The organism is Okeania hirsuta (assembly GCF_003838195.1).
GTDB classification, from domain to species: domain Bacteria; phylum Cyanobacteriota; class Cyanobacteriia; order Cyanobacteriales; family Microcoleaceae; genus Okeania; species Okeania hirsuta.
In genome coordinates this window covers 23,351-49,922 of record NZ_RCBY01000015.1, presented here as the reverse complement: position 1 = coordinate 49,922, position 26,572 = coordinate 23,351, and the positions used below count along the sequence as shown (strand labels likewise).

Below are 26,572 nucleotides of genomic sequence, written 5' to 3'. Positions count from 1 at the left end.
ATCAATTTAACATTTGGTTAAAGCAGCTCACAGGCAGTAAAAAATATACCTGAGTAGTAGATATAAAAATTATTTTTCTTGCCTATTGTTAGATTTAATCTAAGATGATGCTTTCAAAGTTGTTAGTGGGTAAAGTTGTCTAATCTCCAGTTAATCCTCCTGAAATAGGGAAAGCGTTAAAGGTAGATTCGGAATTATTTTAGATACAAAAACTATACTTGCTAAACATCCTATAATACCTCACATCAAATCCGGATAATTAGTTATTTGATAACTTAGAAGTCAAGAGTTAAGAGTTAGGGGTTAGAAGTTAGGATTCCATAGTGGGAATATGTAGGGACTTTCTATGGAGCATCCCTACTACTTCACATATAGAAGAAAGTTTTTCGATAACTGTACAAACGGATTTGATATCACATCTAATACCAAATCCGGTTTTCATACATCTCTTATTTTTATAGCCTAAATCCTTGCTCTAATTAAAGATTTAGTCAATGTTTTAAAAGGAGCTTTTCAAAACCGGATTTGGTATTATACCCACTTTTAAAAGCAACACTATATTTGATTGGGGTGTAAAAATCACTCTGAAAATAATCAGAATTATTACATACTAAGCACTCAATTCAACTTCTAGGATTGATAAATATCAAATCTAAGTATGACAATATTTTAAGTAATTGCTATAACTCCTAACAGCTATTAAGTAGGTAGACAAGATTAACTTTATTTATCGCCAGATACTTAGTTATTTCACCCAAACTGTCTTAATATTGACAAATTCCAGAATTCCTTCTTTGCTAAGTTCTCGGCCATAGCCAGAACGTTTAATCCCACCAAAAGGCAGACGTGGGTCAGACTTGACTAAACCATTGATAAAAACTGCACCTGCTTCTAGTTCTGATATTAACCTATCTGTCTGGGCTGTATCTGTAGTCCATGCACTTGCACCTAATCCGAAAGGAGAGTTATTGGCCAGTTCTATTGCTTCATCAATATTAGTAACCCGAAATATCAAGGCAACAGGACCAAAAAATTCCTCTTTATAAGCAGGGGAATCTACTGGAATCTCCGCCAAAATAGTAGGAGGGTAAAAATTTCCCGGACTGTCAGATAAAAGATGACCACCAGTCAGAACTTTTGCTCCTTTCTCAACAGAAGCTTCTACTTGAGCATTTAACTCTTGAAGAATAGATGGAGTTGCCAAAGGACCAATATCAGTATCTGGCAACATAGGGTCTCCTACCTTCAAAGCCTCAAATTTTTCTACTAGACGCTGTTGAAATTCTTCAGCAATAGTTTCTGCTAATATGAAGCGTTTGGCTGCAATACAAGATTGGCCATTATTCAACATCCGAGCTGTAACAGCAGTAGACACAGCTTGTTCTAAATTAGCACTTTCTAATACTATAAATGGATCGCTACCTCCCAATTCCAAAACAGTTTTTTTGATTGATTGACCTGCTATTGCTGCTAAAGCCATTCCTGCTGGTTCACTTCCAGTTAAAGTTCCTGCTTTTACTCGGTCATCTGCCATGATGCCTGCTACTTTATTGGAACCTATCAATAGGGTTTGAAATGCTCCTTCTGGGAAACCTGCTTCTTTAAATATTTCTTCAATGGCCAAGGCACATTGGGGAACATTAGAGGCGTGTTTTAATAAACCTACATTTCCTGCCATTAAAGCTGGTGCTGCAAATCTGAAAACTTGCCAAAAGGGAAAATTCCAAGGCATAACAGCTAGCACTGGGCCTAATGGTTGATAACGGACAAAAGATTTACTTGCGTCAGTTTGTGCTGGTACGTCAGCGAGAAATTTTGCTGCATTTTCTGCATAGTAGCGACAGACTAGGGCACATTTTTTAGCTTCAGCGATAGCTCCACTCAGAGTTTTACCCATTTCTAGGGTCATTATTTTGGCAAATTTTTCAGCATTTTTCTCTAAAATATCGGCTGCTGCTAATAGCCATTCCCCACGTTGAGTCATGGAAATTTGACGATATTGACCAAAAGTTGTGATTGCTAATTCTAGTTTTGTTTCAATCTCTGCATCTGTGATTGGTTCAAAAGTTTTTAGTGTTTCTCCTGTTGCTGGATTAATTGTAGCGATCGCCATTAATTTTTTCTCCTCAATTTAAAGTTAAAATTACTTTTTAAATTAAGTCACAAGTTATGAATATCAATACATTTTGTGACAATAATGTTTTTGACAATAACTTTTTTTCTTGCTGCTGTAAATCCTTCGATAGTTTAACTTATTCGCTTCTTTACCCCTGGGTGTTAATTTCATCCAAGAGCTTACTAATTTTTGTTAACTTTAGTTTGGCTTTATACTTTATCATACTCGCTTGCACTAGCAAAAACAGTTAATTCTTAACTATCTTTTACAATCATTTAACGATATAAAAAAATATACACTTATAGATAGGATTTACAAATTTTTCAGTTATAAACTCCATATATAGTGGAGCACTCTAGTTTTTAAGTTCTATATTATAAGTGTTTTTTTGTAAGCCCTGATAGACAGTCTTTATTTCCTATTCCTCAAACTGTAGCGAAGTCTATGTATATATATATATATGTTTTATCTCAATCACCTACAATAGCTAGACTTTGTCTAAATCTCCCTATCAGGCCAGAAAAACCAACATGATAGGGGTATCATTAAATGTATAAAAAGTATCACACTTTTATCAAAATAATTGGTCTAAAACCCCGCCTTTTAAGGCGAAATATTTTTGTAGGGTTGCTCAAAATCCCCGTTACAAAAATCACTTCTGACTTCGTTAAAGATACCATGTCTGAATTTACTACTGTTGATCAAAAAATATTTAATCTAGTAAGAGGGATTAGACCTCAACTTCCTAAGGGACTTTGGAAAGGCAAAAAGAAACGTGGACGACCGATCAAAATTTCTGTACCTAGTTTTCAACAAGAGCGTTGCGCGTGGGTGGTATCAACTTAAATATCGTCGTCTAGTTGTACGATGGGAGCGTATTTCTGCTTGCCCGTGATGCTTTTTTAGGGTTCGCGGAGCGTGGGGTTAGCCATATCGTCACTGTACATATTTGGGTTAATCGCATTTTATTAGTGGCATAGGTTCAGTAATATCTAAAATTTCATAAAAACACTGTTAATTATGATTTATCAATCATAAATTTTGACGACTAAACTATTTGATACAATTTTATAACATAATTATCAACTAAGATTGCAATATCAAACTTAGATATTTATTTAGATATTTATAATGTTGAGATATTAGTAGATGTAGATTTAAGTAAGCTAGATTTTAAAACTAGCAATCTTATTTTCTACGGAAAACTAACTAATTATCAGGGGCAGTTGACATACGTTAAGTTATTTGTACAAGAGTAATTTTAATCCGTCAAAAGTGAATAGTTAGCCTCCTGTGGAGGAACTGTGTTAACAAATGTGTGATGGAAATGAGCAACCTGCCATCAATATATACTATAAGTTTTTTAACCAGAGGCGTGAGGGTCTTCAACGAACCTGTTTAAAATATTAACGGATGACTGATGAACAATCAAAAATAACTTCTAGATATATATCTTTGATATTGAAACTATGAGAATGGGATGAAAATAATCTTTCAATATTCAAATATAACTATAACCGTTATTTTAAATTTAATACTTTACAATTCTGTAAAAGCATAATTATTTGAAAACTTACTACAAACTTTATTGAATTCAGCAGAGATAAAAATATATTGTAATTATCTACAGGAACGTAGTTAGACTGAAGATAATTACAAGCAGAGGAAGCAATATTACTAATTCAGTTATAATTAACAGTAGACAAATTACAAACAGCATATCTTTATATAGGTAAATTCATTGGTGTAGCAGTAGTTTTTTTTCGCTATAATATAAATAAAAATTGTAAAATTTGCAACTATGATTTTAATATAAATGACAGTTTATCTTCTGATATTATTAATGCAATTGTAGAGGAAGAATTGGTGTAGCAGTAGTTTTTTTCGCTATAATATAAATAAAAATTGTAAAATTTGCAACTATGATTTTAATATAAATGACAGTTTATCTTCTGATATTATTAATGCAATTGTAGAGGAAAAGTTGCTAATGAAATTTAGTATCGTAATTACAACTTATAATCGCTTAGATTTATTAAAACGGGCAATTAATTCGGCATTAGAACAAACGGTTGAATGTGAAATAATAGTAGTTGATGACTGTTCAATAGATGGTACAAAAAAATATGTCAATAGCTTAGGAGATCGTGTAATTTACTATTGTACTTCTTCTAACCAAGGTCATGCAGCAACAATGAATTTAGGGGTGCAAAATGCTCAGGGAGATTGGATAAAACCTTTAGATGATGATGATTATATGGCAGCTAATTGTATAGAGGAAATGACTAAAGCAATTATTCTTCATTCTCAAGCAGTGATTCTTTCTTGTCAGGCAGCACAAGTTGATTGTCATCAGGTAGAAATTAGTCGTACTTATAAAAGAGGACCTGGAACAGCATTTTATATTTCCCAAGAAGATATTCACTATGGGATGTTACTAGAATCATTGCCATTTGGTACTCCTATTCAAGTTGCTTTTCGTCGGGATGCTTTTTTAGAATCTGGAGGATGGGATACTAATTTAAGGAGTTGCGATGATATTGATTCTTGGATTAGAATTACTGAGTTTGGTGATGCTATTTTTCTCAACCAATGTTTAGTTTATCGTACTATTTGGATAGGAGGATATGACAGGAAAATTCCTTTGAAAAAACGTTGTAATACTAATATTTTAATAAAAGAAAAAATATATACTAAAGTTCATAAAAAGTATTATAATCTAATTCCAGAACTTGAAGATATACGGCAATACATAAATTTACATTGGGGTATAGTTGCTTTCAAACAAAAACAATTATTAACAGCTATCAATATATTATTACCAGCATTTTTTTCTCTGAAAGCCTGGCAAATTTTTTTAGAAGTTACTATTGCTAGAAGAATGAAAAAAGACAATAAAAATTTAATCAAAAAAGTTTTGATTAATTAATTTTATATTTATATAGCAATGAAGATAAAAGAATATTACGAAACTATTTTTATAGAGAATAGAACAGTTTTATGTAAAATTATATAGGTTCCAAATTCATACTAAATTTAGTATCAATAGTTGTTGATGAAACACTTAAAAATAATCACCGGCTCTATAAGTATAAGCGAATTATTCCAACTTCAATAATTATAAATCATAGGTTTTATGACAACTTTATAATTTTCAATTGGTTATGAAAAACATAATTATTACCAACAATACAAAGCATTAACAATAATATTAAAAATAGGGCTGCATACTTAATATGATGTGCCTCTCCGGGGGAGCTAGGCTATCAGATAATCAGCTATAAATAACATTTAAGAATTGACAGTACCGAATAAATATTTGAATCATGTTTACTTGATCTCCTTTCTACTCTTCTAATTCCTGACTCCTGTACGTCACCGATCCGGCGGCTCCTCATTCCTCACTAAGTTATTTATAAGTATTTAACCTATAGCGTAGCTCCCTCGGAGGGACACATCATATTACCCTATTCTCTACTAGAAAAAATTCCCTTTTCTCGTAATTGCTGCATAAAATACTCTTCTAGACTAAGCCTTTCTATATTCATTTTCATCAGTGTAGCTTTCATTAATCCCAAACTAACTAAAAATTCTTTAGGGTCTCCCCGCAAATGACCTTGCCAAAAATTATGCTCAAATTCTAAATCTGGTATCCATTGTTTAAGAATCTTAAGATTACCACTTTTACCCTTAACATAATAACTTTCATTAGTTCCTAATACTTCATCTAAAGTACCAATACAAATTAATTCTCCTTGTGCAAGAATAGCAATGCGATCACATATTTTCTCCACATCAGACAAAACATGACTATTAAAAAAAATAGTCTTCCCTTGTTTTTTGAGCGAGATAATAATTTCTCTGATTTGATAACGTCCCATTGGATCTAAACCTGACATAGGTTCATCTAAAAATACTAACTCAGGGTCATTAATCAAAGTTTGCGCCATACCAACTCTTTGCAACATTCCTTTAGAATATTGACGTAGTTGCTTTCTAATAGCTGTTGATTTAGACAATCCCACTAGGTCAAGTAATTCTGGAATTCTTTGTCTTTGTATTGATGTTGGTATTTGAAATAATCCTGCTACAAATTCTAGAAATTCCCATCCAGTTAAATATTCATAAAAGTAGGGATTTTCTGGCAAGTAACCAATTTTTTCTTTAATTACTCGATCGCCTATTGGCTGCCCTAATAAAACTCCCGATCCAGATGTAGGGCATACAATTCCTAATAAAGTTTTAAGTAGGGTAGTTTTTCCTGCACCATTTTGTCCCAAAAGTCCAAAAGTTTCTCCTTGATAAACTGTCAAAGTACAGTTTTTAAGAGATTCTATTTTTTGATTCATCCAAAAACCAGTGCGGTAAAATTTACCTAAATTATTAGTTTCTATCACTGGCAATTTTTCTGGTGTCTTTACTTCAGTGGGAATATTGACAGCAGATTCCATAAAAATTCAGCCTATATATTTAATATTTTATTTTTTATCATAAACTGAATCAGGACTTCAGTAGGAGAACCCGAAAACCTGGTTTCTTCATAGATTTCTATGTTGAAAAACTATAACGTTATAGATATGTAGTGTCTAGAACTCAAAGATGACCTCAAGTAATACCAATTTGAAAAAAGAATGTTACAAATAATAAGGGCGATAAGATGTCCCTTTGACTAATAAGATAAGTTATAAACTAAGAAATGGCATCGAAGCTATTCATTCTATACATTGCCTTACCAAAAGCTCCCCTACCTGTACGGGCAAACGGCCTTTTGCCCCTACCACTGACTCCGAAAAAATCCCCTAGCTATTTGTAGCAAACATTGATCAAATTGGTATAACAGCTAAAATCCAGTAGGGACATTCCATGGAACGTTGCTACTTTGGTCTACCCACATGAAAACCTATGTACACATGATTTAACCATTTTTGAGTTCTAGACACTACATATATAAGACGTTATAGTTTTAATTTATTACTAACTACATATAGTGTTTTTGTTTAAGTCTTATTTATATGTTATTTAAAAGCAAGAATACTTGAAGCCTTGGAAAAACTAAATTCTAAAAAAATTTGATTTTTTGAATAATTTAGATGAAGGTTGAATTTACCATTTCATCATTTTATCTATCTGGGAACGAATGTCATAAGTATCATTCAGACAAGTAATAAAACATATAATATCAACCCTAACATACTTACCATTCTTATGACAGACAATATTAAAAACAGCATTCCCTCTTGCATACCGTGAAGAAGAACCAGTAACAGTTTTGATTAGTCCTGTTGCTACTAAACTGCTCATTTTCTGTACTGCTTTAGCTGCACAATTTGACTAATTTGTAGTAGAAACAGGCTCCCAACCTGTGCTACCTCCTGGAGCTGATGTTACATTTTGTGTATTTAGTTCTTTAGTGAAAGACCCAAATATTAATGCCAGAGCTGCCCAACTAACAAATATTGGCTTTGTAATTGTATTAGTAATTTTCATTTTATCTAATACCAAGCGTGAAAAAATAATGTTACGAATAGTAAGAGGAATAAAAAGACAAATGCATGATATGTCCTTTGACAAAAAGAATGATTTACGACCTGAAAAATGGTATTGAAGCTATTGATTCTGACTCAGTCCGACTGAGTTACCCTCCTGGGAGGGGTTAGGGGTGGGTTGACTCCTAAGAAATATCCTAGCTATTTGTAGCAAATATTTATTAATTTGGTATAACCCACATTCGGTACTTCAAGTTGTATCACAAAAGAAATAAAAAAAACCCTCCAAAGGGAGGGTTTTTTTGAGTAATTAAAAATTCAATCAATCAACTAGAAATTAACCATTGATAGAAGGAGCTTCTACAGCAGCCAAATCTAGAGGGAAGTTGTGAGCATTACGCTCGTGCATTACTTCCATTCCTAAGTTAGCCCGGTTAATGATGTCTGCCCAAGTATTTACCACACGACCACTAGAATCGATGATCGACTGGTTGAAGTTGAAACCATTCAAGTTGAAGGCCATTGTGGACACACCTAATGCTGTGAACCAAATTCCTACTACTGGCCATGCTCCTAAGAAGAAGTGTAAGGAACGGCTGTTGTTGAATGATGCATATTGGAAGATTAAACGACCGAAGTAGCCGTGAGCTGCTACGATGTTATAAGTTTCTTCTTCTTGACCGAACTTGTAACCGTAGTTCTGAGACTCAGTTTCTGTTGTCTCACGTACTAAGCTGGATGTTACCAAAGAACCGTGCATTGCACTGAACAATGAACCACCGAATACACCTGCTACACCTAACATATGGAATGGGTGCATTAAGATGTTGTGCTCTGCTTGGAACACTAACATGAAGTTGAATGTTCCGGAAATTCCTAAAGGCATTCCATCAGAGAAGCTTCCTTGTCCGATTGGATAGATTAAGAATACTGCTGTTGCTGCTGCTACTGGAGCAGAGTATGCAACACAGATCCAAGGACGCATACCTAAGCGGTAGGATAATTCCCACTCACGACCCATGTAGCAGAATACGCCAATGAGGAAGTGGAAGATTACTAGCTGGTATGGGCCACCGTTGTATAGCCACTCATCCAAACTTGCTGCTTCCCAGATGGGGTAGAAGTGTAGACCGATAGCGTTGGAGGAAGGTACTACTGCACCGGAAATGATGTTGTTTCCGAACATTAAGGAACCAGCGACGGGTTCGCGGATACCATCAATGTCTACTGGAGGAGCTGCTACAAATGCGATGATGTAGCAGATAGTAGCTGTGAGAAGGGTGGGGATCATTAATACACCGAACCAACCGATGTATAAACGATTGTCTGTGCTGGTGATCCAGCTACAGAACTTTTCCCATACGTTGGCGTTTTCACGCTGTTGTAAGGTAGTTGTCATAATGTATGATTGCTGTTATATATGTATGAAATTTTCGAGGTACGGCGGTGCAGGTGTTTTTTTGTTTCCTGCTCCGTTATTAATAATATAGCTAGTTTATTTCGTTTTGTAAAGGGGTGTTAAGGATAGTGTTGTTTAACTAAGTTATAAGTTTTGTTTATCATGTTAATAAGGTATCATATTTATGTTTAAAAGTCAATAAAAAATAACTTATTTGAAGTAGCACTCAGCTATCAGCAAGCCTATTACAGAGGAGCTGCATTATCAGCTTTTCAAGATTTACAATTGGACATTGATATAGTATCCGGATCATTAGTTATCGTAATAATCGGCGGAGTTAAGAGTGCGGAGTTAGGAGTCAGGAGTCAGTAGGAAGAAAGTGGGAATTATTTGGGGATATTCCAGCATTTTATGTCTGCATTGAATGGAAGTAGAAAGTGCAATAACTGTATAACCGGATTTGATATAACACCTCCCATTAACACCCACAACACTATTAATATAGCTGGGAACTTAAACTATTGAATTTTTATGGATAATTAGGTTTTCTTTTTAAACGAGTTTGTAAAATCATTAAGGTGCTATCTATATTTTCATGGATATCTACCTCTTTTACTTCGTAAGCATTCAGCTATTAGCGGTCAGCTATCCTCCTATAGTCGGAACTGCGGACTTCAGCTTTTTAATGAATGAAGCAAGCATTCGTTTAAGTTCTACTAAATTCTCAACCAGAAATTCGTACTCTGAGAGCTTTGATAAAATTGCTTTTTTCTCCTTTAAAGGTAATAAAGCTGATAGCTGACTGCTGAATGCTTACAATTTATCAAATATTTGCAAAGCGCGAAAACCGGGTAAAAGATTGGCAATATTTTGGGAGGGAGCAACTTACCATAAATCTCAAGAATTTCGAGAATATTTGATGTTAATTAATCAAAATTTATCGCATATAAGAATGGTTGATACATGGTACAAAGTTGGCTCCAAATGCTCCGGAGCAAAATCCTGTTGAAGATATTTGGTTACCAGGCAAAAATTTCATCATAAAATATGATCATTTTTGCAATTCTTTTAAAGTAGTTAAGTGGCTATTTAAGTTTTTTGCATATGGTCAAATATTCGATTTCCCAAAGCTTTTTCAGTATGGAATTTTGCCAGAACCTATTTAGGATTACTATAGGATTAATGAAATGCCAAGAAAAGTATATTTAGCAAATTATTTGAGTTCATCTGAACTCAAACAAAGGTATAAAAAAACTGTAGAACCAGTAGAGTCTGTGAAAGTGGCATTTATTGTGGAAAGTATCATGAGGTTGGACAGTGAAAAATAGTGAGATCGCTATAGGTATTAATGATGATTATGCCTGAGAAATAATCAAAAAATACAATCAATTAGGTGAAGTTGGAGTCAAAAATGGTAAACGCAACCTTCAAAAAGGAAAAAGAGGAAAAAAAGAACTATTAAAACCAGAACAATTTCAAAAATTAGCTCTAGAATTATTTGAAAAATATGACGATATACTGCTTCTGGGTAATTTCCCAAGCAACTACTCATATTGCTAGTTTTAGCCTCTTTGACAACTTGCCACAAAGGTATTTCCTCTATGAAATAATTATTCCAACCGCACTAATTTTTTCGTCTCTCTAATATAGATTTGACTAATTAAATTTAATACTTCACCCATGTCTAGAATTGTTACATATAGTCCTGCTTATACAATAGTTCCTACCTATGAATGCTTTAATCATTGCACCTATTGTAATTTTCGCTCAGAACCAAGTAAAAGTTCATGGCTTAGTCTATCAGAAGCAGAAGCAAAATTACTGTCCCTAAAAAATCAAGGTGTAATTGAAATTTTAATTCTGAGTGGTGAAGTACATCCAAACAGCCAAAATAGACCAACTTGGTTCCAATTAATCTATGATTTATGCAAACTAGCTCTATCTTTAGGATTTTTACCTCATACTAATGTTGGGCCACTTAGTAGAGCAGAAATGAAGGAGTTAAAACAAGTTAATGTGTCAATGGGACTAATGTTGGAGCAGATGACACCTAAATTACTACAAACAGTTCATAAAAATGCTCCTAGTAAAATACCACATTTACGCTTACAACAATTAGAATTAGCTGGCGAACTAAGAATTCCATTTACTACTGGTTTATTATTAGGAGTTGGAGAGACTGTAACTGACTGGAAAGAAACATTAATAGCGATCGCTAATGTTCATAAAAAATGGGGTCATATTCAAGAAGTTATTTTACAACCCTACAGTCCTGGTGAGCGACAAATATGGAATAGTGAAGCTTTCGACATCAATTTGTTGCCAGATATTGTAGCGATCGCTCGTAAAATTTTGCCCTCAACCATTGCGTTACAAATTCCTCCTAATTTAGTTACAAAACCGGAAATATTATTAGCTTGTGTAGAAACTGGTGCGAGTGACTTAGGAGGAATTGGACTCCACGATGAAGTCAACCCTGATTATCCTCATCCCCATTATCAAGGTTTAGCAAAAGTGTTGCAATCGCGAAGATGGCAACTAATCAAAAGATTACCTGTTTATTCTCAATATGATGCTTGGTTGCCAACAAATTTAGGTAATGTTGTGAGTAAATGGCGTATGAGATTGTTAATAGACCTCTCCGGAAAAGAGGAAGTAGGGAGTAGGTAGGGACGTTGCATGCAACGTCCCTACAGAGTAGGGGGAAAGAATTGATGATTTTTGCGCGATAATTGATCGGTTAAACATCAGGACTTACGCACTGAAATATAGATATAGGGTTTTGCTCAGTTACGCTACCGCTTTTTCCTATGGTCATGCTCCGCAAACATGTCGCGGAGCGTTAACGGAGTTATGCGACAGCAAAACACACCCCACCAATAGTGTTCATGCGTAAGTCCTAAAATGTGAGGATTTTTAGCAGATAAGGGCAGAAAAATTGAGTGACAGAGGAAATTGAAGTTTTTTTCAGACTTTTATAGCGGTTTTCACTCATGTTGACTACAAAACTTCTGCCCTCAGCATAAGTGCCTCTCTTAGTGCGCATTCCCTCACAGGAGTCAGCATTCCGCAAGCGAGCTGTCCTCGTCGCGGGGTCAGACCACTTGCGTCTGCTGCCGACGCGGGGTCGCACCGCTTCTGCCTTTAAGCAAAAATTTCTGTATTCTATGAAACATGAAAACTGCTATAAGTCTTTCTACCTCTTCCCTCTTGCTTCTTCCCTCTTGCTTCTTCTTGACAATACTGATGCTACCGGACTTGATATTAAATCTTATTCTTGAGACTTAAATGTTACTCGAAAAAGATTTACGCAAAAGTAACTTTCGAGGTTGCCCAAATAGTAGGGAACCGAAAGTCCACTCAACTTCTTGTAATTGATAACCAGCTTTATCGTAAAGTCTTCGAGCAGTATAATTATTTTCTAATACATGAAGGTATAACTCACAAAAACCCCATCCTAATACCTTATGCTCACAATAACTTAACAATTTTTGAGCAACTCCTAATTTTCTATAGTTAGCATCAACAGCTAAATTTGATAAATAAGCATACTCAAAATTATCTAAATTATCTAATTGCCAAGAGTTGAATAAGAGGACATCCATCCCACCTCGCGAACGCACATCAATTTCCACAGTTCCTACCAAATCTTGTTTTCTAGTATTAGATACATCCCTGGTAGACTCAGTATTTTCGACAACCATAGCAACAAGACATAAATAATGCTCAGTTTTTGAACGAATGCGATTGCGTAAATCTTCGTAAATACCTAGTCGTAAAAAAGGACGAACATAACCCATAATTCCTTGACAGGAGTAAAAACTATTAGTCAAAACTTCGGTAATACTGTTGATATCTTTTGGTTGAGCAATCCGGATGAAAAAACTAAATTCATTAGACAATTTTTTTTTTGCTTGAGGTTCTAGAAACTTTGATAAACAAAATAGAGGGTTCACAATAAATTTACTAACTATATCTAAATTCTATATAAAAGGCTAGAATATCTGTAGTAGCCATCTTGAGGTTGTGTAAAAATCTGAAAAAAGGCAACTGCTTAATTAGGCAATAGGATTAAAAGTTTAAAGCTAATATATTTTAGAATTTTTGACAAATCTTGTCATTTTTGTAGGCAAAGTGATTTTAGATTAAAAAATGATATTGAGCAGCCTACTACAGCTTTTAGTATATATACTAATCAGGGCACTAGTTGATAGGTTGAAAGGCCACTAACAATTTAGTATGTATAACAAGAAGCAAAAGTCCAAATAATTAAAATTTTCTTAAATTCAGAAAACTTTCTATTGTAGGTAAAAATTGTTTTGATCCTGAATCAAAATCACTAATTATAACATTTTAAGCAACTGTATATTATTGAATATCAACTATAGCAGTGCGTGCTGGTATATTTACAAATTACAGGAACTGTCCAATAGCTAAAAGTCTGATATTATCAGCTTTTTATTTCCCTTATTACCTGTTGCCTGTTGCCTGTTGCCTGCGCATTTGCGCCAGCATTCCGTAGGAAAGCGCTATACAAGATCAAGATTATTCACTTAATTAAATTTAATTAACTTGATAATGAATAAATTATTGATAATAATCACTGTGATTGAAGCACCTTTTTTCAGTGAAGCAAGTACCAAAGTTGGTGATTTGCTTTTTGGTTGATTATTACAGATGTAAATGGACATCTAGCATTCGGTTGTCCAGCACAATAGAGTCCCATCTATAACTGTAACTTGCTAAATCATAATTTATCATTACTGACTTGAAAGCACGGAGAGCGGTGCATGAGTTCTAGAAAAAAACTTAAACCGAAAATTTTGGTTGTCGATGACGAATTAGACAATCTAGACCTTCTTTACCGTACTTTCCACAGAGAATACAAGGTGTTGGGATCCCAAAGTGGACTGGAAGCTCTAAAAATTCTAGAAACATCTGAGGAAGTAGCTGTAATTATTTCAGACCAGCGAATGCCCAAAATGAGTGGTACAGAATTCTTGAGTTTAACTGCCAACCAATACCCTAATACTATTCGAATTGTTTTAACTGGATTCACTGATATAGAGAAATTCCTGATAACGATCGATCATCAACTGCAATAGAATTACCTCAGTCATTTGCTCCCATTCGTAGTAATCCTGTTTTAATGGAATTGCTAAAAACAAAAAAAACAATAGCAATTTGCGATCTGAAGATCAATCCGGAATTTAACGAATATTAACTACCCTTACGCTCTAATACTCGCGCTTTGATGGTAGTACCCCTAACTGTCAATGGTAAAATTATTGGTAGTATTTCTCTACGTCACAATGACGACAGACACCAATGGCAAGCTTCTGAAATTGAACTAGCGGAAGCAGTAGCTTCCCAAGCAGCGATCGCCGTGCAACAATCCAGTCTATACCAAACAACCAGACAACAAGTTGAACGACTAATAGAAGCATACCGCCTCAAAAAGAATTTTTCCAAAATATCTCCCATGAATTTCGTACACCTTTAACTTTAACGATCGGTTTGTGAGAAGAAGCAGTTAATTCCAGCAGAGATTTACCTCTAGATCGAGGTGCGATTGCACTGCGTAATTCTCGTCGTCTCTTGAGATTAGTTAATCAATTATTAGATTTGCAAAGACTTGATGCTGGAAGAATGCAGCCTTCTTTTCAACCCTGTAATATCAAACTCAAAAGTATTGCTACATCTTTTTGAGAGTAGGGAGTAGGGACCCACCCCTAACCCCGACCGTGGAGGGGAAAAAGGAGTAGGGAGTAGGGTGAAAAGAGATAAGATATCTTGGTTTAATGCCGATAATCGTTATAAACATTACTAAACGATTATTATTACTTAATAACTGAAGTTCATCGGAAATATAGCATTAATGCATGGGAATTGGTATAATCTCGTAGCTTTCTGTGACAATATTGTGGCTCACGGGGTGAAAAGCACCTCAAAACTATTGTGATATAAGGGTTTCAACTATTAAAACTCTGTATCAAAAAGATTTTTCCTGTTTGATCATGATCATCATTTGTAGAGAAGGGTGAGGTACACTTCCCGTACCTCACCCTTGTTCCCTAATTTGAGTTGATTTTTATGTCAATTATTGATCTAGCGCTATGCGCAGGCAACAGTTCCGGAAGGCAACAGCTCCGGAAGGGGGAATAAAAAACCGATAATATAAGACTTCTAGCTATTGGACAGTTATTGTAATTTGTCAATATGCCAGCGCACATTGCTATAGTAGCCATCAGCCACATTTTATGCTCAAAAAGTCGGTCCACTTACACACAGAGACCGACCCAAATGCAATTTTTATCATTGTATGAATCATATTTTCCACAATCTTTGACCAATACTCAACTTCCAACTTGAAAAATTTTCGCCCAGGTTAATTACTGTCCAAAAAACTGTCAAAATAGAAAGGCTGGCAGCTTGTTTTCCTTGGCCCATTAAATCTGAAAGCCGTCGAAAACATATACAAAGATTTTTAAGATTATTTTCCTGAAGTCTTGCCTTGTTTTGGTTCCCTATGATTACAATGATTATCAGTAGAAAATTTTCTGATGGTAGTCGATTAATTCTAACTATAGATAGAACACAATGGACAGATCAGAATATATTTGTCATAGGAGTTATCTACCAAAAACGAGCCTCATCTATTTATTGGCAAGTTTGAGAAAAAAAAGGTAGTAGTAATTTAGGACAACAGAAGGCAGTTATTTGGCCAGTTTGACGTTGATTGAAAAAAGATCAACTTGTGATGATTGGAGACCGGGAATTTTGCTAACCCAAAGCTCCGCTAACATGGTGTCAAATTATCACACTGGTCGAATATTTTGCAAGCTCGTAGAATAGGTGAGTTGTTAAATGAATATTTAGCAGAGATGACAAAAGCCATTTTTGCTAATGGTGTTACTGTGGATAAGTTTGTGGGAGATGCTGTGATGGCAATTTATGGTTCACCTGAAGAGTTGACAGCAGATGAGCAGGTGCAATGAGCAGTGGCTTCAGCTAGGGCCATGTTAAAAGCTTTGGATAAATTATTGGATAAATTAAATGAGAGGTGACAAAATCTGGTGTTAATTGGCCCGAATGGGGCTTCACCAGTGAGGTTTCGTTGTGGTATTCATCAGGGTAATGCTGTAGTGGGAATGTTTAGTGGTGCAGAGCGGTCTGATTATACAGCTATTGGCCCATCGGTAAATATTGCAGCTCGGCTACAGGAAGCTGCAGAGCCAAATACAATTTTGGTATCGCAGACTGTTGCTAACTATGTGGATAGTCGAGAGGTGAAAAAGTCTGGGTATCTGAAGTTGAAAGGTATAGATCAAGAGGTTTTAGGTTTTGTAGTTAGTCGAGACTCTATAACTTAAAGCTCAGATGGCAGTAAATATGATCTAAAAATTTTTTCTTCTGGACTTGTTGCAATTCTAGAAAAGTGTGTTATAGTAAAGAAACAACTGCGGGTGTAGTTTAGTGGTAAAACCTTAGCCTTCCAAGCTAATGATGGGGGTTCGATTCCCCCTACCCGCTTATAATTTAAAATAACGAGTTTACAACTTTTCAACCTTCTTTCTTTACTAGACAGATGAAAAAATATGGAAATGTGTACAAAAACCGTACAAAGAAGCTTACTTAAACCTAACTAAAATTGGCCAATTTTTAATGGCTTGTTTAACTATAAAGGGAATTACGTCGATGCCTTAAAAATGGCTAGAACCCGTGCTTATTCAGGATTTATGCCTTTTTGAGGTAAAAGCCTCTGCCTATCTATATTTGAGCCAATTTTGTGGCTTTAGTAGCGTTGCTGACTTGGGGTATGATTTGTATTTTTTGGCGATTGCTAAACTATATTAATGACAAATATTTGAGATTCTTCAGTTTTTATTTTCATACCTTGATTCAGCAACGCCGCTTTATTTTGTGTAAGTCCCACATTGTATAAATAATTCCACTGCAGATCTTAGGAATAGTAAATTGTATATATTTCAATCTAAAAATCGAACAATTTTGGCTCATAGATTATCGAATTTATGACCCAGATACTGATAAAAAAACAAAAATAGATCATCTGGAATCAATGATTTTATGTGCGGTAAATAATAAAAAATTACCATTTAAGACTGTGCTGATGGATAGTTGATATCCAACACAGTTGAGTGCTTTTGAGATTCCAGTTGAAAAACCATCTTTATTTCCATGAGAGTTTATGCTTTTAATTATAGTTAGATTGTTCCCAGAATTATCTGGGAAAAAATAATCTAAACTAAAGCAGCAGAAATAAGTTCATTTGCTATATCAAAATTAGCTGTCACATTCTGCACATCATCAAGATCGTCAAGAGCATCCATTAACTTGAGGAGTGATCGTGCCTGGTCTGATTCTGTCACCTCAACAGTATTACTAGCAATCCATCGAAACTCAACTTCACTCACATCAAAACCTTTACCTCGTAGCATCTGACTAAGATTTTCCAAATTAGTAGTTTCAGTAAATACCTCTGCACCCTGAAAATCTTCTTCAGAAATCATTTCATAATATTCCGCTTCTCCTTCAACAGATGCTTCCAATAATTCATCCTCATCAACAGACCCTGTAATAGTCACCACACCCTTGTGGTTAAACATCCAACTTACGCAACCAGTCTCACCTAAATTACCTCCATTTTTAGTAAATGCACTTCTGAGGTCTGCTGCTGTACGGTTACGATTATCTGTAAGTCCCTCAATCAGAATCGCTATCCCACCTGGCCCATAACCTTCATAACGAATTTCCTCAAGTTCATTACCATCATTGAACTGACCAGAACCTTTAGCGATCGCCCGCTCGATATTATCATTGGGAATACCTGCCACCTTTGCCTTATCTATCGCTGTACGCAACTGAAAATTACCAGCCGGATCAGCCCCACTACGGGCAGCAACAATGATCTGGCGAGAAATTTTAGCGAACACTTTGCCTTTAACGGCATCAACTCTAGCTTTTTGGCGTTTAATATTCGCCCATTTACTGTGTCCTGCCATAAAATCAAATAGCGTAAAAAAAATACATTTTCATCACTAATGTTGATAACTATTCACAGGCATAAAAATCCTGGTACAATAGTTATCAAACTTCTATCGAAATTATATTTTAACGCTTTTTATGGCTTTCCTCAAAACTCAACTATGAGTTAGGCTAAACAAACCTGACATTGGTTTCTATATTATCTAGATGAGAAGTATCCCCACTTAATTCCATGACCCATTGTTGTTTTTCACGAACAATTTTAACTAAACAACAAACAGAGGCTTTGATTTCCATCTTAGCAATTTCACCTACTAATCCTGCAGCAGTGCCAATAACTGAAGCTCCGTGCCCCAGTAATAAAATATTTTCTGTGGGAAACTGTGCCACTAGACCTTGAGAAGTTTCTCCAGTGCGCTTCATACAAGCTTCCCAAGTTTCAGGATATTGGGGAGTGCCTGCATTGTAAGAAAGATCTATTCTTTTGTAAGCTTTGGCCATTATTTCTAGGGATAGAGTTTCTGGCATAGCAGGCATCCATTCTGGATTTAACCATTCACACAAGCCCCAATCTAGTTTAATAGGTAAATCAAGAACTTCTGCTACTTCATTGGCAGTTTGTACGGTTCGCAGAAAGGGAGAGGAAAAAATTTGAGTGATATTTTCCCCAACTAAACGGTTTGCCAGTTGTTTGGCTTGAATGACACCATCATCCGACAGATGAGGATCGTATGGTCTTTCAGCAGTGTTAAACCATTCGGGGTTTACGAAGTCGATGCGGTTTCCGTGCCTTGCTATCCAGACTGTTTGTTGAAACATAGGTTCATCTGTTGCAGATTGCAATTTTAAATATATAGCAATTACAGGGCTACGCGCTAGGAAATAGGGAATAGGGAACAGGGAACAGCAGACTTTCAAAATGTCCTTACAGAGTAGGCAGTAGGAGAATGCTTTGACAACTGTAGTCTATCTATTTGAAAACCCTCTTTGAAATCTTGACTATTGTCACATCACTTTATTACATTTGGCATTCTTTTCAGGACAAAAGTGATATATCTGCTGTGTCTTTACAAAATCTTCATAAAACTGTTCAGTATCTTCATCGGATCTTCACATAAAAAAACTGAAATAGCTGCTAATGTTATAGATGGATAAATTAAGTATTAACTTGTTCGTTAATGATTATTTTATTGGTTTGTGTGTTGTAATTAGTTTCAGCTTCTTCTACTTGAGGAAGCTATTTTTTTTGATACCCTGAAATACTTTATTTAGATCAAGTCCTATTGATTTTGGTAGTAAGTATTTGTACAGTTTCGCTTACCGAAAAATTGTGGTCTAAAGCTTCCCCTTTTCAGAGGATAAAAAGCGGTCGATCTTCGGAGCTTCCCGTAGGGTGGGATGGCGAGGTCTGGGAGCCATATCCATCAGACCAAGAGAAAAGAAGATTCCATATTTTCAAGCCTCCTTATTACAGAAGGTGCTGATAACTGATAACTGATAACTGAAATGACTACATTCGCCGACATAATATCCACCTCAACTCTACAGGTGGTCTAGCATTAGCTAGAGGAAATATATCTCTACCAGTCGCCCAACTTTCAAACCAACTTGTAGGAGGCCAAGCTGTTTGAGGCAGATGTTGACGTTCATATTCTATAACTAACTCATTAGAAACGATCGCTAAGGGTAAACCATGCATCGCTGTGGCAAACTCCTTAGCAGTGAACAAACTCGACCAAGATAACTGTGCCATCTCTCGGACTAACTCATCCGGTACATACCCATCTACGGTTAAAAATATATTGAACAGAAGCATACCACCAGGACAAATAAAATCAGACATTTTTGCTAGAAATAACCGCAGTTGCTCTACATCGCGAAAATGAGATACTACTTCTGTGGCGATCGACAACTGATAAAAAGCTGGCTGCATTCGTGTCAGTGGGTCGAGAATATCTCCCTTAACCACATTCATAGATAAATTTTCTGTAGCGATCGCTGTTTGCAACTGTTCAATAAAAGCAGGCGTTAACTCTAAAACATCTACAGAATGACCTTTTCGTGCCAAAGGTAAAGCATTCCTACCCGTTCCCCCACCCACATCTAATATTTTTAATGAAGTGTTTTTACGAAATTCTGCCACAGTTGCTAATACTCTAGCATCAGGGTGAGAACCAAACAAGGGAGGCTTTCTCTTCTCTACCCAAGACTTGTACTGTTCCTCTAAAGTTGGGCTACGAACAGTTACTTGGCAAGCCATACCTTTTTTGGGAGGCTTCACTAATTCATACTGAATAACTAATATTGAACTTGTAGAAATATTAAACCCCTCTGCCAACTTCCTTTCTATCATTTGACGCAATTGTAGTTGTCTTTCCTTGGGCATTGGTCTACCCAGGTGAGAAAATAAGCTTTCTACAATATTTATGTAATGCTCAAGCATACCAGGCAGACATGGAAATGCCAACTCACCACCTCCTGAAATATAGCTATCAAGCTTATATATAACAGCTTTTTTGAGAATAGCTGGAGAAGTTACAAGTGGCAGTTGGTCACTTATGAATAATGTCTGTTCCTGGTTCATCAGCAGATTCTGCTTTAATTAATTTTTTGACAGTTTAGTATAATATTATTGACATCAACTAACTATTGTTGAAGAAGGAAGTCTGAAGTTAATTTTTACTTTTAACTTCTAATTAGTCCCTGTAAAAACTATTTCTGGAAATTTTGATTGAACTTCTGTCATTGGCCGTCTTCTTCCCTCTTCTTGCCAGTAGTTAATTATCTCAGTAGCTTGATTGAGAAGATCGACCCGGTCTGATTCATTAATCCAATGTTTGGCTTCTATTTCTTTTCTTAATTCTTCCCAAGCATCATTACGAGGCCAGAAAAAGTAACAAGTTAAGGGGCTAGTACCATTTCCTACCACTTGATCTACCGCAAGTGCTACATTATCTTCTAACCAAACTACTTTAAGTATAAATTTGGACAATTTACCTCCAGAGCCAATATTAGGCTTATTTCAAAACTTTGCACAATATTTAATCTTACCACGGAAATTGAGTGATGGACAAAGCAATTTTAGTTTTTGATATTGATGGTGTAATTCGGAATGTTGGAGGGTCTTATCGACGGGCGATCGCGGATACGGTAGAGCATTTTACATCCGGCGCTTTTTGCCCCACTTTGACAGATATTGACCAACTAAAATCTGAGGGAGTTTGGAATAATGACTGGGAGGCTTCGCGAGAGTTAATTTATCGGTATTTTGAAGGCCAAGGTCAAAAAAGAGAGGATGTTGGTTTAGATTATCAAAAGTTAGTGGCTTTTTTTCAGTCTCGTTATCGAGGTCCACATGAAGATAATTGGACTGGTTATATTTGTACGGAACCGTTGTTAGTGAGTTCTGATTATTTTCAGAGATTGACAGCAGCAGGATTTTTTTGGGGATTTTTTAGTGGGGCAATGCGCGCAGAAGCTGCTTATGTTTTGGAAGGTAAGTTAGGGTTGAGTTCTCCTGTAGTAGTGGCGATGGAGGATGGACCAGGAAAACCTGACCCCACGGGGTTATTTGCAGTATTGGAGACATTGGAAAAACAGAATGGTTTAGCTGAAAATCTACCTGTGATTTATGCTGGCGATACAGTGGGAGATATGTATACGGTGGAGAATGCTCGTCTAGCGATGCCGTCGAGAAATTGGATAGGGGTGGGTGTGTTGCCTCCCCATGTGCAGGAAAGTCAGACAAGGCGAGAGACTTATAGTGCAAAACTATTGGAGGCAGGGGCAAAGGTGGTTTTGAGTAATATTGAAGAATTGTCTGAAGAAGCGATCGCTCGCGCTTTGTTGAAGAAGGAAGAAGTGGATGGGGACTCAAACCCTAAGCAATTGTAAACACTGTATAGAACCCTTATGGGATCTATTTAAAAATAGAGGGAGAGTGTGGGAGGTGTGGGAGGTGTGGGAGGTGTAGGAGGTGTGGGAGGTGTGGGAGGTGTGGGAGGTGTGGGAGGTGTGGGGAGCAAATTTCAACCATTGCCAGACACTGATTATGGCACGGATACACGGATAAAGAACGGATAAAGATTGGTGAATCCGTACATCTGTGGCCAAATCCTGGTCTAGCAATGGGGATGGCAGTGACACCTTAAAAAGGAAGATCATCCCACTGCTGTTGCTGCTTTTGTGCCTTCAACCAGTCAGGGACATAAATCCATTGATAATTGCGAGGATACTTGAGAGCGGAAGGAGAGGGAAATACCCGCCGAAACCGCAAACTCCGATCGCCAAAATTAATCAATAAACCAATAGACAAACCTGTGTGATTGAGATAAGTAATCACTTGGCCTAAATACTTTTGATGCAAAGTTGCAAAAGCCTTGATTTCTAAAATAACCTCTTCCTCAACAATGAAATCAGGAATATAAAAGCCCAACAAATTATCCGATTCATAAATAGGCAATTTTTCTTGAGGTTTAAAACCAACTCCCTCATTTGTTAACTGTTGTTCAAGCGATCGCTGATAAATTTCTTCCCGATAACCAGGCCCCAACTTATTATGAACAGTCATAGCTGCCCCAATAATCTTATAGGTTAAATCCTCATGTACTGCTTTGACTCTACCTCTCATATTTGCACCTTCAGATCAAGAAAAAAATCTAAAACTATTTTGGCATAACCTCCAACCCCTATAGCTAGACCAGGATTTGGCCACGGATATACAGATTAGCCAATCTTTAGATCCGTGTATCCGTGGCATCATCTTTATCCCTGTATCTGTGGCATCATCAGTGTCTGGCATCCGTGGCATCATCTTTATCCCTGTATCTGTGGCATCACCAGTGTCTGACATCCGTGACATCATCTTTTTTATCCCTGTATCCGTGGCATCATCAGTGTCTGGCATCCGTGGCATCATCTTTATCCCTGTATCTGTGGCATCACCAGTGTCTGACATCCGTGACATCATCTTTTTTATCCCTGTATCCGTGGCATCATCAGTGTCTGCCGTGGCATCATCAGTGTCTGACAGAGGATGGGGTTGAGTCTCAACTCCCTACTTCAATTAACTAGGTTCTGGAATTGTGATATCTATTGAAGTAATTTTAAGATCGTTTCCGAGACTACTCAGAGGTGGTTGAATTGCTTCTTTATTACCAACCACTAAAGTTACAATTTTGTCTGGTTGCAAATATTTTTGAGCTACTCTTTGCACATCCTCAACGGTAATATTTTCTATTTCCTGACGATAACGGAAAATAAAATCTTTAGGATAATCATAATATTCATATCTCATCAAACGGGATAAAGTTTGAGCTGGATCTTGAAAGTTGAAAATAAATGAGTTGAGAGTTGAATCTTTAGCATGGGTCAGTTCTTCTTTTGTAATAGGTTGAGTGCGAATACGTTCAATTTCTTCATTAACAGATTTGATAAATGGTACAGTTGCATCCGAACGTGTTTCACCCCCAGCTATAAATACTCCTGGATAATCATAGTTAGGACTCCAATAAGCAGAAACTGAATAAGCTAAACCTTGACGCGATCGAATATTATTAAACAAGCGTCCCCCCAAACCATTAAGTACCTCATTCATTACACTCAAAGCTGTATAATCAGGATTATCTAATTTTCCGCCTAAGTGACCCATTTGTACATAACTTTGAGTTAGCTGAGGTTGGTCAATAAAAAACATATCACCGACTTGAGCTTGACTAACATTTGGTAGGGGAGGTTTCACTGCTTTAATGCTTGGTTGCCAATTGCCAAATTTTTCTGTAATGAGCGATCGCATCTGTTTTGTCTGAAAATCTCCTACTACTCCCAAAATTATATTCTCAGGATGGAAATATTTAGCATAGAAATCAATTAAATCTTCCTGGGAAATGTTGTTGAGGGTTTCATATTCAACGTTTCGAGCATAAGGACTTTGTGCTCCATAAATCAATTTTTGGAACTCACGACCAACAATAGATTCAGGGTCGTCATTCCGACGAGCAATTGCACCTTGCCATTGTTGTTTGTAAAACTCTAGCTTTGCTGGAGCAAATACGGGTTCGCGAATTACTTCGGTAAATAATCCAAATACTTCTGTCAAGTCTTCAGTGAGACAACTAAATCTGGCACTACCAGCAGTACCGCCGATACTTGTTTCTACTACTGCTGCTTTTTGTTCGAGTATTTGATTTATTTTGTCAGGGGAATGTTTACTTGTACCACCTGTACGCATAACAGTACCAGTTAAGTCTGCTAACCCTGCTTTATTTTCTGGTTCAAATCTTGAACCTGTCCGGAATATTGCTCTACCACCTATGAGGGGTAATTCATGGTCTTCCATGAGATAGACAACGATGCCATTATCAAGTTGAAAGCGAGTGTACTCTGGTATTTCTAATTCTGGTAGTGGGGGAAATTCCAGTTCGGTATAATGTTTGGCTGGAGTTAGAGCTATGGCTGGTATTTGCCCTAAAATAGCTAACAGCATTACTACGGCTAAAAATGCTGTGATGAAAATTTTGGATCTAGTAATTTTCCTTTTGTAGTTAGAAAACATTGTTTGTTTTGGTATGAAAGGGAATAGGGAATAGGGAACAGGGAACAGGGAACAGACGTAGGTAGGGTTGAGGAACCGAAACCCAACAAAAGCTTGCTTACGTTGGGTTTCACTGCCGTTCAACCCAACCTACATTTTTAGGCGTGTCAGTCTAGTAGGGTGTGTTAGCGCTAGCGTAACACACCAAGACTCTATATATAGTGCCTTTGCGTAAGTCCTGAACTTTTAACTTTTGACTTTTGACTTTTAATTTTTGACTTCACTTTTGACTTTTGAATTTTGAATTTTGACTTCACTTGGGAAGCAGTCTACCAATAGTACGGTTTTCGGCAACGAAAGTTTTTTGAGCTACACGCAGAATATCTTCTGTAGTTACTGCATTAATGGCATCTAATTCTTTAAATAGATTTTGCCACGAACCAGTTTTAACTTCGTAGCTCAAGAGAGCAGAAACCATTCCTGTATTAGAGTCAAGAGAGCGCAATAAACCTGCCCGCGCTTGAGTTTTCACCCTTTCTAATTCTTGCTGAGAAACTGGTTCTGTTTTCAATTTTTCAATTTCTGTCTGCAAAGCTGCTCCGACTTCATCTACATTACTATTGGGAGCAGTCATAGCATAAAATAGCATCAGATGTGGATATTTATCTCCTGGATAACTACCAGCTCCTCTTGCTACGAGAGCTATTCGCTGTTTCTCAACTAATGACTGATAGAGGCGAGAAGTACGACCATCACTCAAGATGCTAGTTATCATTTGATAAATTACATTGTCGGGATGATTCGTTGCAGGTCGGTGATAACCTTCTATATACCAAGGTTGGGATTGCAATTTCATTGTTACTTCCCCTGGTTCAGTTTGGGGAGGTTCGACAATATTAAGTTGTGGTGGTTTTTCTTTAGTTTCGTAGCGACCGAAATAAATTTTTGCTAATTTTTTGACTTCTTTGGGATCGACATCTCCAACTATCCCTACTGTTAAGTTACTGGGAACATAATGTGTATCAAAAAAGTCGCGCACGTTTTCTCTGCTTAAATTTTCGATATCTTCTTGATAACCAATGACAGGGCGACGGTAAGGATGAACTTGGAAAGCTTTACTTAAAAATTTTTCCAACAGTTGGGCAACGGGTGAATTTTCTGTGCGCGATCGCCTCTCTTCCAGAATTACTTGTTTTTCTTTATAAAATTCTCTAAATACTGGTTCCAGAAATCTTTCTGACTCCAGAGACATCCATAATTCTAGTTTATTGGCAGGTAAACTGTAGAAGTATAGGGTGTAGTCTGCTGAGGTGGCAGCATTCATTCCTACTCCTCCTGCTTGTTTGACTATTTTGGAGAATTCATTTTGATTTACATATTCAGATGCCTGCTTTTGAGTTGCCTCAAATTTTGCTAAAAGTTGAGTGACTTGTTCGGTTTTTTGATTAGCACTAGCTGTTTGAATTTCTGCAAATATCTTATCTAGTTTCTCTAAAGTTTGTTTTTCAGCTTGATAATCTTTTGTACCGATTTTTTTTGTGCCTTTAAAAGCTAGATGTTCTAGGTAATGGGCCACACCTGTTTGACCGTCTGGTTCGTTCGCCCCACCAACATCAGCATAAATAGAAAAAGATATAACGGGGGCATTATGTCTTTCCAATACGATGAATTTCATGCCATTGTCGAGGCGAAATTCTGTTACTTTTTTAATTACTCGGTCTAGGTAAGGCTTAATTGATATTTTTTGGTCGGGAGTAGATTCCCGTGCTAAGGCCGTATTTGCGGGAAAACCAAACCAAAACAAACTTATGGTAATTAAGCAAACACATAAGTTGAGCGATCGTTTTTTTAGTTTGGCCAATTCAAAGCTAGCACTAATTATTTTTTTACACCAAGCTGGTAAGAAAGTTTGCATAAATATTTGGAAATAAAAATTTAATTCTGTAAATAGTTCTATTGTTGGTATGAGCTTACCTCTAAGTATTTGAAATTTTGACCTCCGCATAGCAATGTTATTTGGACATATCTGCATA

The 26,572-nt window shown here is 36.4% G+C and carries 23 protein-coding genes, 1 tRNA gene and 2 pseudogenes; 12 read left to right on the top strand and 14 right to left on the bottom strand.

The window, feature by feature from the left end; translation table 11 throughout:
• Window positions 1–745: 745 nt before the first annotated feature.
• Window positions 746–2,113 (bottom strand): NAD-dependent succinate-semialdehyde dehydrogenase, encoded by a 1,368-nt coding sequence (locus D5R40_RS04635; RefSeq protein WP_124143736.1) that lies wholly within the window; start codon window positions 2,111–2,113, stop codon window positions 746–748.
• A 552-nt stretch (window positions 2,114–2,665) separates the two neighbouring features.
• On the opposite strand from D5R40_RS04635, the gene D5R40_RS04630 reads away from it, so the two are divergent.
• Together D5R40_RS04630 and D5R40_RS04625 are read left to right on the top strand one after the other, a co-directional pair.
• Window positions 2,666–2,962, top strand: coding sequence for a hypothetical protein (locus D5R40_RS04630; RefSeq protein WP_124143735.1), 297 nt, complete (start codon window positions 2,666–2,668; stop codon window positions 2,960–2,962).
• A gap of 1,144 nt (window positions 2,963–4,106) precedes the next feature.
• A complete protein-coding gene (locus tag D5R40_RS04625; protein ID WP_124143734.1) occupies window positions 4,107–5,045 on the top strand; it encodes a glycosyltransferase family 2 protein in 939 nt (312 codons plus the stop codon).
• Window positions 5,046–5,583: 538 nt separating this feature from the next.
• On the opposite strand, the gene D5R40_RS04620 is transcribed toward D5R40_RS04625, so the two are convergent.
• The 4 genes from D5R40_RS04620 to psbA all read right to left on the bottom strand — a co-directional run bounded on the left by D5R40_RS04620 (window position 5,584) and on the right by psbA (window position 9,001).
• A complete protein-coding gene (locus D5R40_RS04620; RefSeq protein WP_124143733.1) occupies window positions 5,584–6,567 on the bottom strand; it encodes an ABC transporter ATP-binding protein in 984 nt (327 codons plus the stop codon).
• Between the two features lie 652 nt (window positions 6,568–7,219).
• Window positions 7,220–7,417: a hypothetical protein gene (locus tag D5R40_RS04615; RefSeq protein WP_124143732.1), complete on the bottom strand. Its 198-nt coding sequence runs from the start codon at window positions 7,415–7,417 to the stop codon at window positions 7,220–7,222.
• A 30-nt stretch (window positions 7,418–7,447) separates the two neighbouring features.
• Window positions 7,448–7,603, bottom strand: a complete 156-nt coding sequence (locus D5R40_RS37380; RefSeq protein WP_161564372.1) for a hypothetical protein — start codon at window positions 7,601–7,603, stop codon at window positions 7,448–7,450.
• A 336-nt stretch (window positions 7,604–7,939) separates the two neighbouring features.
• Complete coding sequence (psbA, locus tag D5R40_RS04610) at window positions 7,940–9,001, bottom strand: photosystem II reaction center subunit D1 (RefSeq protein ID WP_124143731.1); 1,062 nt, start codon at window positions 8,999–9,001, stop codon at window positions 7,940–7,942.
• Between the two features lie 816 nt (window positions 9,002–9,817).
• On the opposite strand from psbA, the pseudogene D5R40_RS04605 reads away from it, so the two are divergent.
• The 3 genes and pseudogenes from D5R40_RS04605 to cofG form a co-directional block, all read left to right on the top strand.
• A pseudogene (locus tag D5R40_RS04605) lies at window positions 9,818–10,167 on the top strand (transposase domain-containing protein); the annotation flags it as partial.
• A gap of 21 nt (window positions 10,168–10,188) precedes the next feature.
• The gene (locus D5R40_RS34580) at window positions 10,189–10,329 is read left to right on the top strand and encodes a hypothetical protein (protein WP_161564924.1); all 141 of its coding nucleotides are present in this window, start codon (window positions 10,189–10,191) and stop codon (window positions 10,327–10,329) included.
• Window positions 10,330–10,681: 352 nt separating this feature from the next.
• Window positions 10,682–11,671, top strand: a complete 990-nt coding sequence (gene cofG / locus D5R40_RS04600; protein ID WP_124143730.1) for a 7,8-didemethyl-8-hydroxy-5-deazariboflavin synthase subunit CofG — start codon at window positions 10,682–10,684, stop codon at window positions 11,669–11,671.
• Window positions 11,672–12,285: 614 nt separating this feature from the next.
• Here cofG and D5R40_RS04595 read toward each other — a convergent pair.
• Window positions 12,286–12,903 carry a GNAT family N-acetyltransferase gene (locus D5R40_RS04595; RefSeq protein WP_240038813.1) on the bottom strand — a complete coding sequence of 206 codons (618 nt, stop codon included), beginning with the start codon at window positions 12,901–12,903 and terminating at the stop codon, window positions 12,286–12,288.
• Between the two features lie 888 nt (window positions 12,904–13,791).
• Between D5R40_RS04595 and D5R40_RS42410 the strand changes: the two genes are divergently transcribed.
• The 5 genes and pseudogenes from D5R40_RS42410 (at window position 13,792) to D5R40_RS04580 (ending at window position 16,534) form a co-directional block, all read left to right on the top strand.
• Window positions 13,792–14,106 (top strand): response regulator, encoded by a 315-nt coding sequence (locus D5R40_RS42410; protein WP_205127257.1) that lies wholly within the window; start codon window positions 13,792–13,794, stop codon window positions 14,104–14,106.
• A pseudogene (locus D5R40_RS42405) lies at window positions 14,106–14,680 on the top strand (sensor histidine kinase); the annotation flags it as partial. The gene D5R40_RS42410 and the pseudogene D5R40_RS42405, both read left to right, overlap by 1 nt.
• 1,157 nt (window positions 14,681–15,837) lie before the next feature.
• Window positions 15,838–15,999, top strand: coding sequence for a nucleotidyl cyclase domain-containing protein (locus D5R40_RS42400; protein WP_375339368.1), 162 nt, complete (start codon window positions 15,838–15,840; stop codon window positions 15,997–15,999).
• 78 nt (window positions 16,000–16,077) lie between these two features.
• The gene (locus D5R40_RS42395; RefSeq protein WP_375339367.1) at window positions 16,078–16,374 is read left to right on the top strand and encodes an adenylate/guanylate cyclase domain-containing protein; all 297 of its coding nucleotides are present in this window, start codon (window positions 16,078–16,080) and stop codon (window positions 16,372–16,374) included.
• An 89-nt stretch (window positions 16,375–16,463) separates the two neighbouring features.
• Window positions 16,464–16,534, top strand: a tRNA-Gly gene (locus D5R40_RS04580).
• Window positions 16,535–17,262: 728 nt separating this feature from the next.
• Here the strand turns inward: D5R40_RS04580 and D5R40_RS04575 are convergent.
• The 4 genes from D5R40_RS04575 to D5R40_RS04560 form a co-directional block, all read right to left on the bottom strand.
• Window positions 17,263–18,024 (bottom strand): YebC/PmpR family DNA-binding transcriptional regulator, encoded by a 762-nt coding sequence (locus D5R40_RS04575; RefSeq protein ID WP_124143729.1) that lies wholly within the window; start codon window positions 18,022–18,024, stop codon window positions 17,263–17,265.
• A 154-nt stretch (window positions 18,025–18,178) separates the two neighbouring features.
• A complete protein-coding gene (locus D5R40_RS04570; RefSeq protein WP_124154290.1) occupies window positions 18,179–18,826 on the bottom strand; it encodes a histidine phosphatase family protein in 648 nt (215 codons plus the stop codon).
• A 691-nt stretch (window positions 18,827–19,517) separates the two neighbouring features.
• Window positions 19,518–20,591: a class I SAM-dependent methyltransferase gene (locus D5R40_RS04565; protein ID WP_124143728.1), complete on the bottom strand. Its 1,074-nt coding sequence runs from the start codon at window positions 20,589–20,591 to the stop codon at window positions 19,518–19,520.
• 108 nt (window positions 20,592–20,699) lie between these two features.
• Window positions 20,700–20,999 carry a 30S ribosomal protein PSRP-3 gene (locus D5R40_RS04560; RefSeq protein ID WP_124143727.1) on the bottom strand — a complete coding sequence of 100 codons (300 nt, stop codon included), beginning with the start codon at window positions 20,997–20,999 and terminating at the stop codon, window positions 20,700–20,702.
• Between the two features lie 74 nt (window positions 21,000–21,073).
• On the opposite strand from D5R40_RS04560, the gene D5R40_RS04555 reads away from it, so the two are divergent.
• Window positions 21,074–21,901: a TIGR01548 family HAD-type hydrolase gene (locus tag D5R40_RS04555; protein ID WP_124143726.1), complete on the top strand. Its 828-nt coding sequence runs from the start codon at window positions 21,074–21,076 to the stop codon at window positions 21,899–21,901.
• Window positions 21,902–21,949: 48 nt separating this feature from the next.
• Window positions 21,950–22,090 (top strand): hypothetical protein, encoded by a 141-nt coding sequence (locus D5R40_RS34575; RefSeq protein ID WP_161564371.1) that lies wholly within the window; start codon window positions 21,950–21,952, stop codon window positions 22,088–22,090.
• A gap of 64 nt (window positions 22,091–22,154) precedes the next feature.
• Here D5R40_RS34575 and D5R40_RS04550 read toward each other — a convergent pair whose 3' ends face one another.
• From D5R40_RS04550 to D5R40_RS04535, 4 genes are all read right to left on the bottom strand, one after another.
• Complete coding sequence (locus D5R40_RS04550) at window positions 22,155–22,637, bottom strand: GxxExxY protein (protein WP_124143725.1); 483 nt, start codon at window positions 22,635–22,637, stop codon at window positions 22,155–22,157.
• Between the two features lie 15 nt (window positions 22,638–22,652).
• Window positions 22,653–22,964 carry a hypothetical protein gene (locus D5R40_RS04545; protein WP_124154288.1) on the bottom strand — a complete coding sequence of 104 codons (312 nt, stop codon included), beginning with the start codon at window positions 22,962–22,964 and terminating at the stop codon, window positions 22,653–22,655.
• Window positions 22,965–23,072: 108 nt separating this feature from the next.
• Window positions 23,073–24,491, bottom strand: a complete 1,419-nt coding sequence (locus tag D5R40_RS04540; protein WP_192901268.1) for a M16 family metallopeptidase — start codon at window positions 24,489–24,491, stop codon at window positions 23,073–23,075.
• A gap of 361 nt (window positions 24,492–24,852) precedes the next feature.
• Window positions 24,853–26,454: a M16 family metallopeptidase gene (locus D5R40_RS04535; RefSeq protein WP_124154289.1), complete on the bottom strand. Its 1,602-nt coding sequence runs from the start codon at window positions 26,452–26,454 to the stop codon at window positions 24,853–24,855.
• Window positions 26,455–26,572 lie beyond the last annotated feature (118 nt).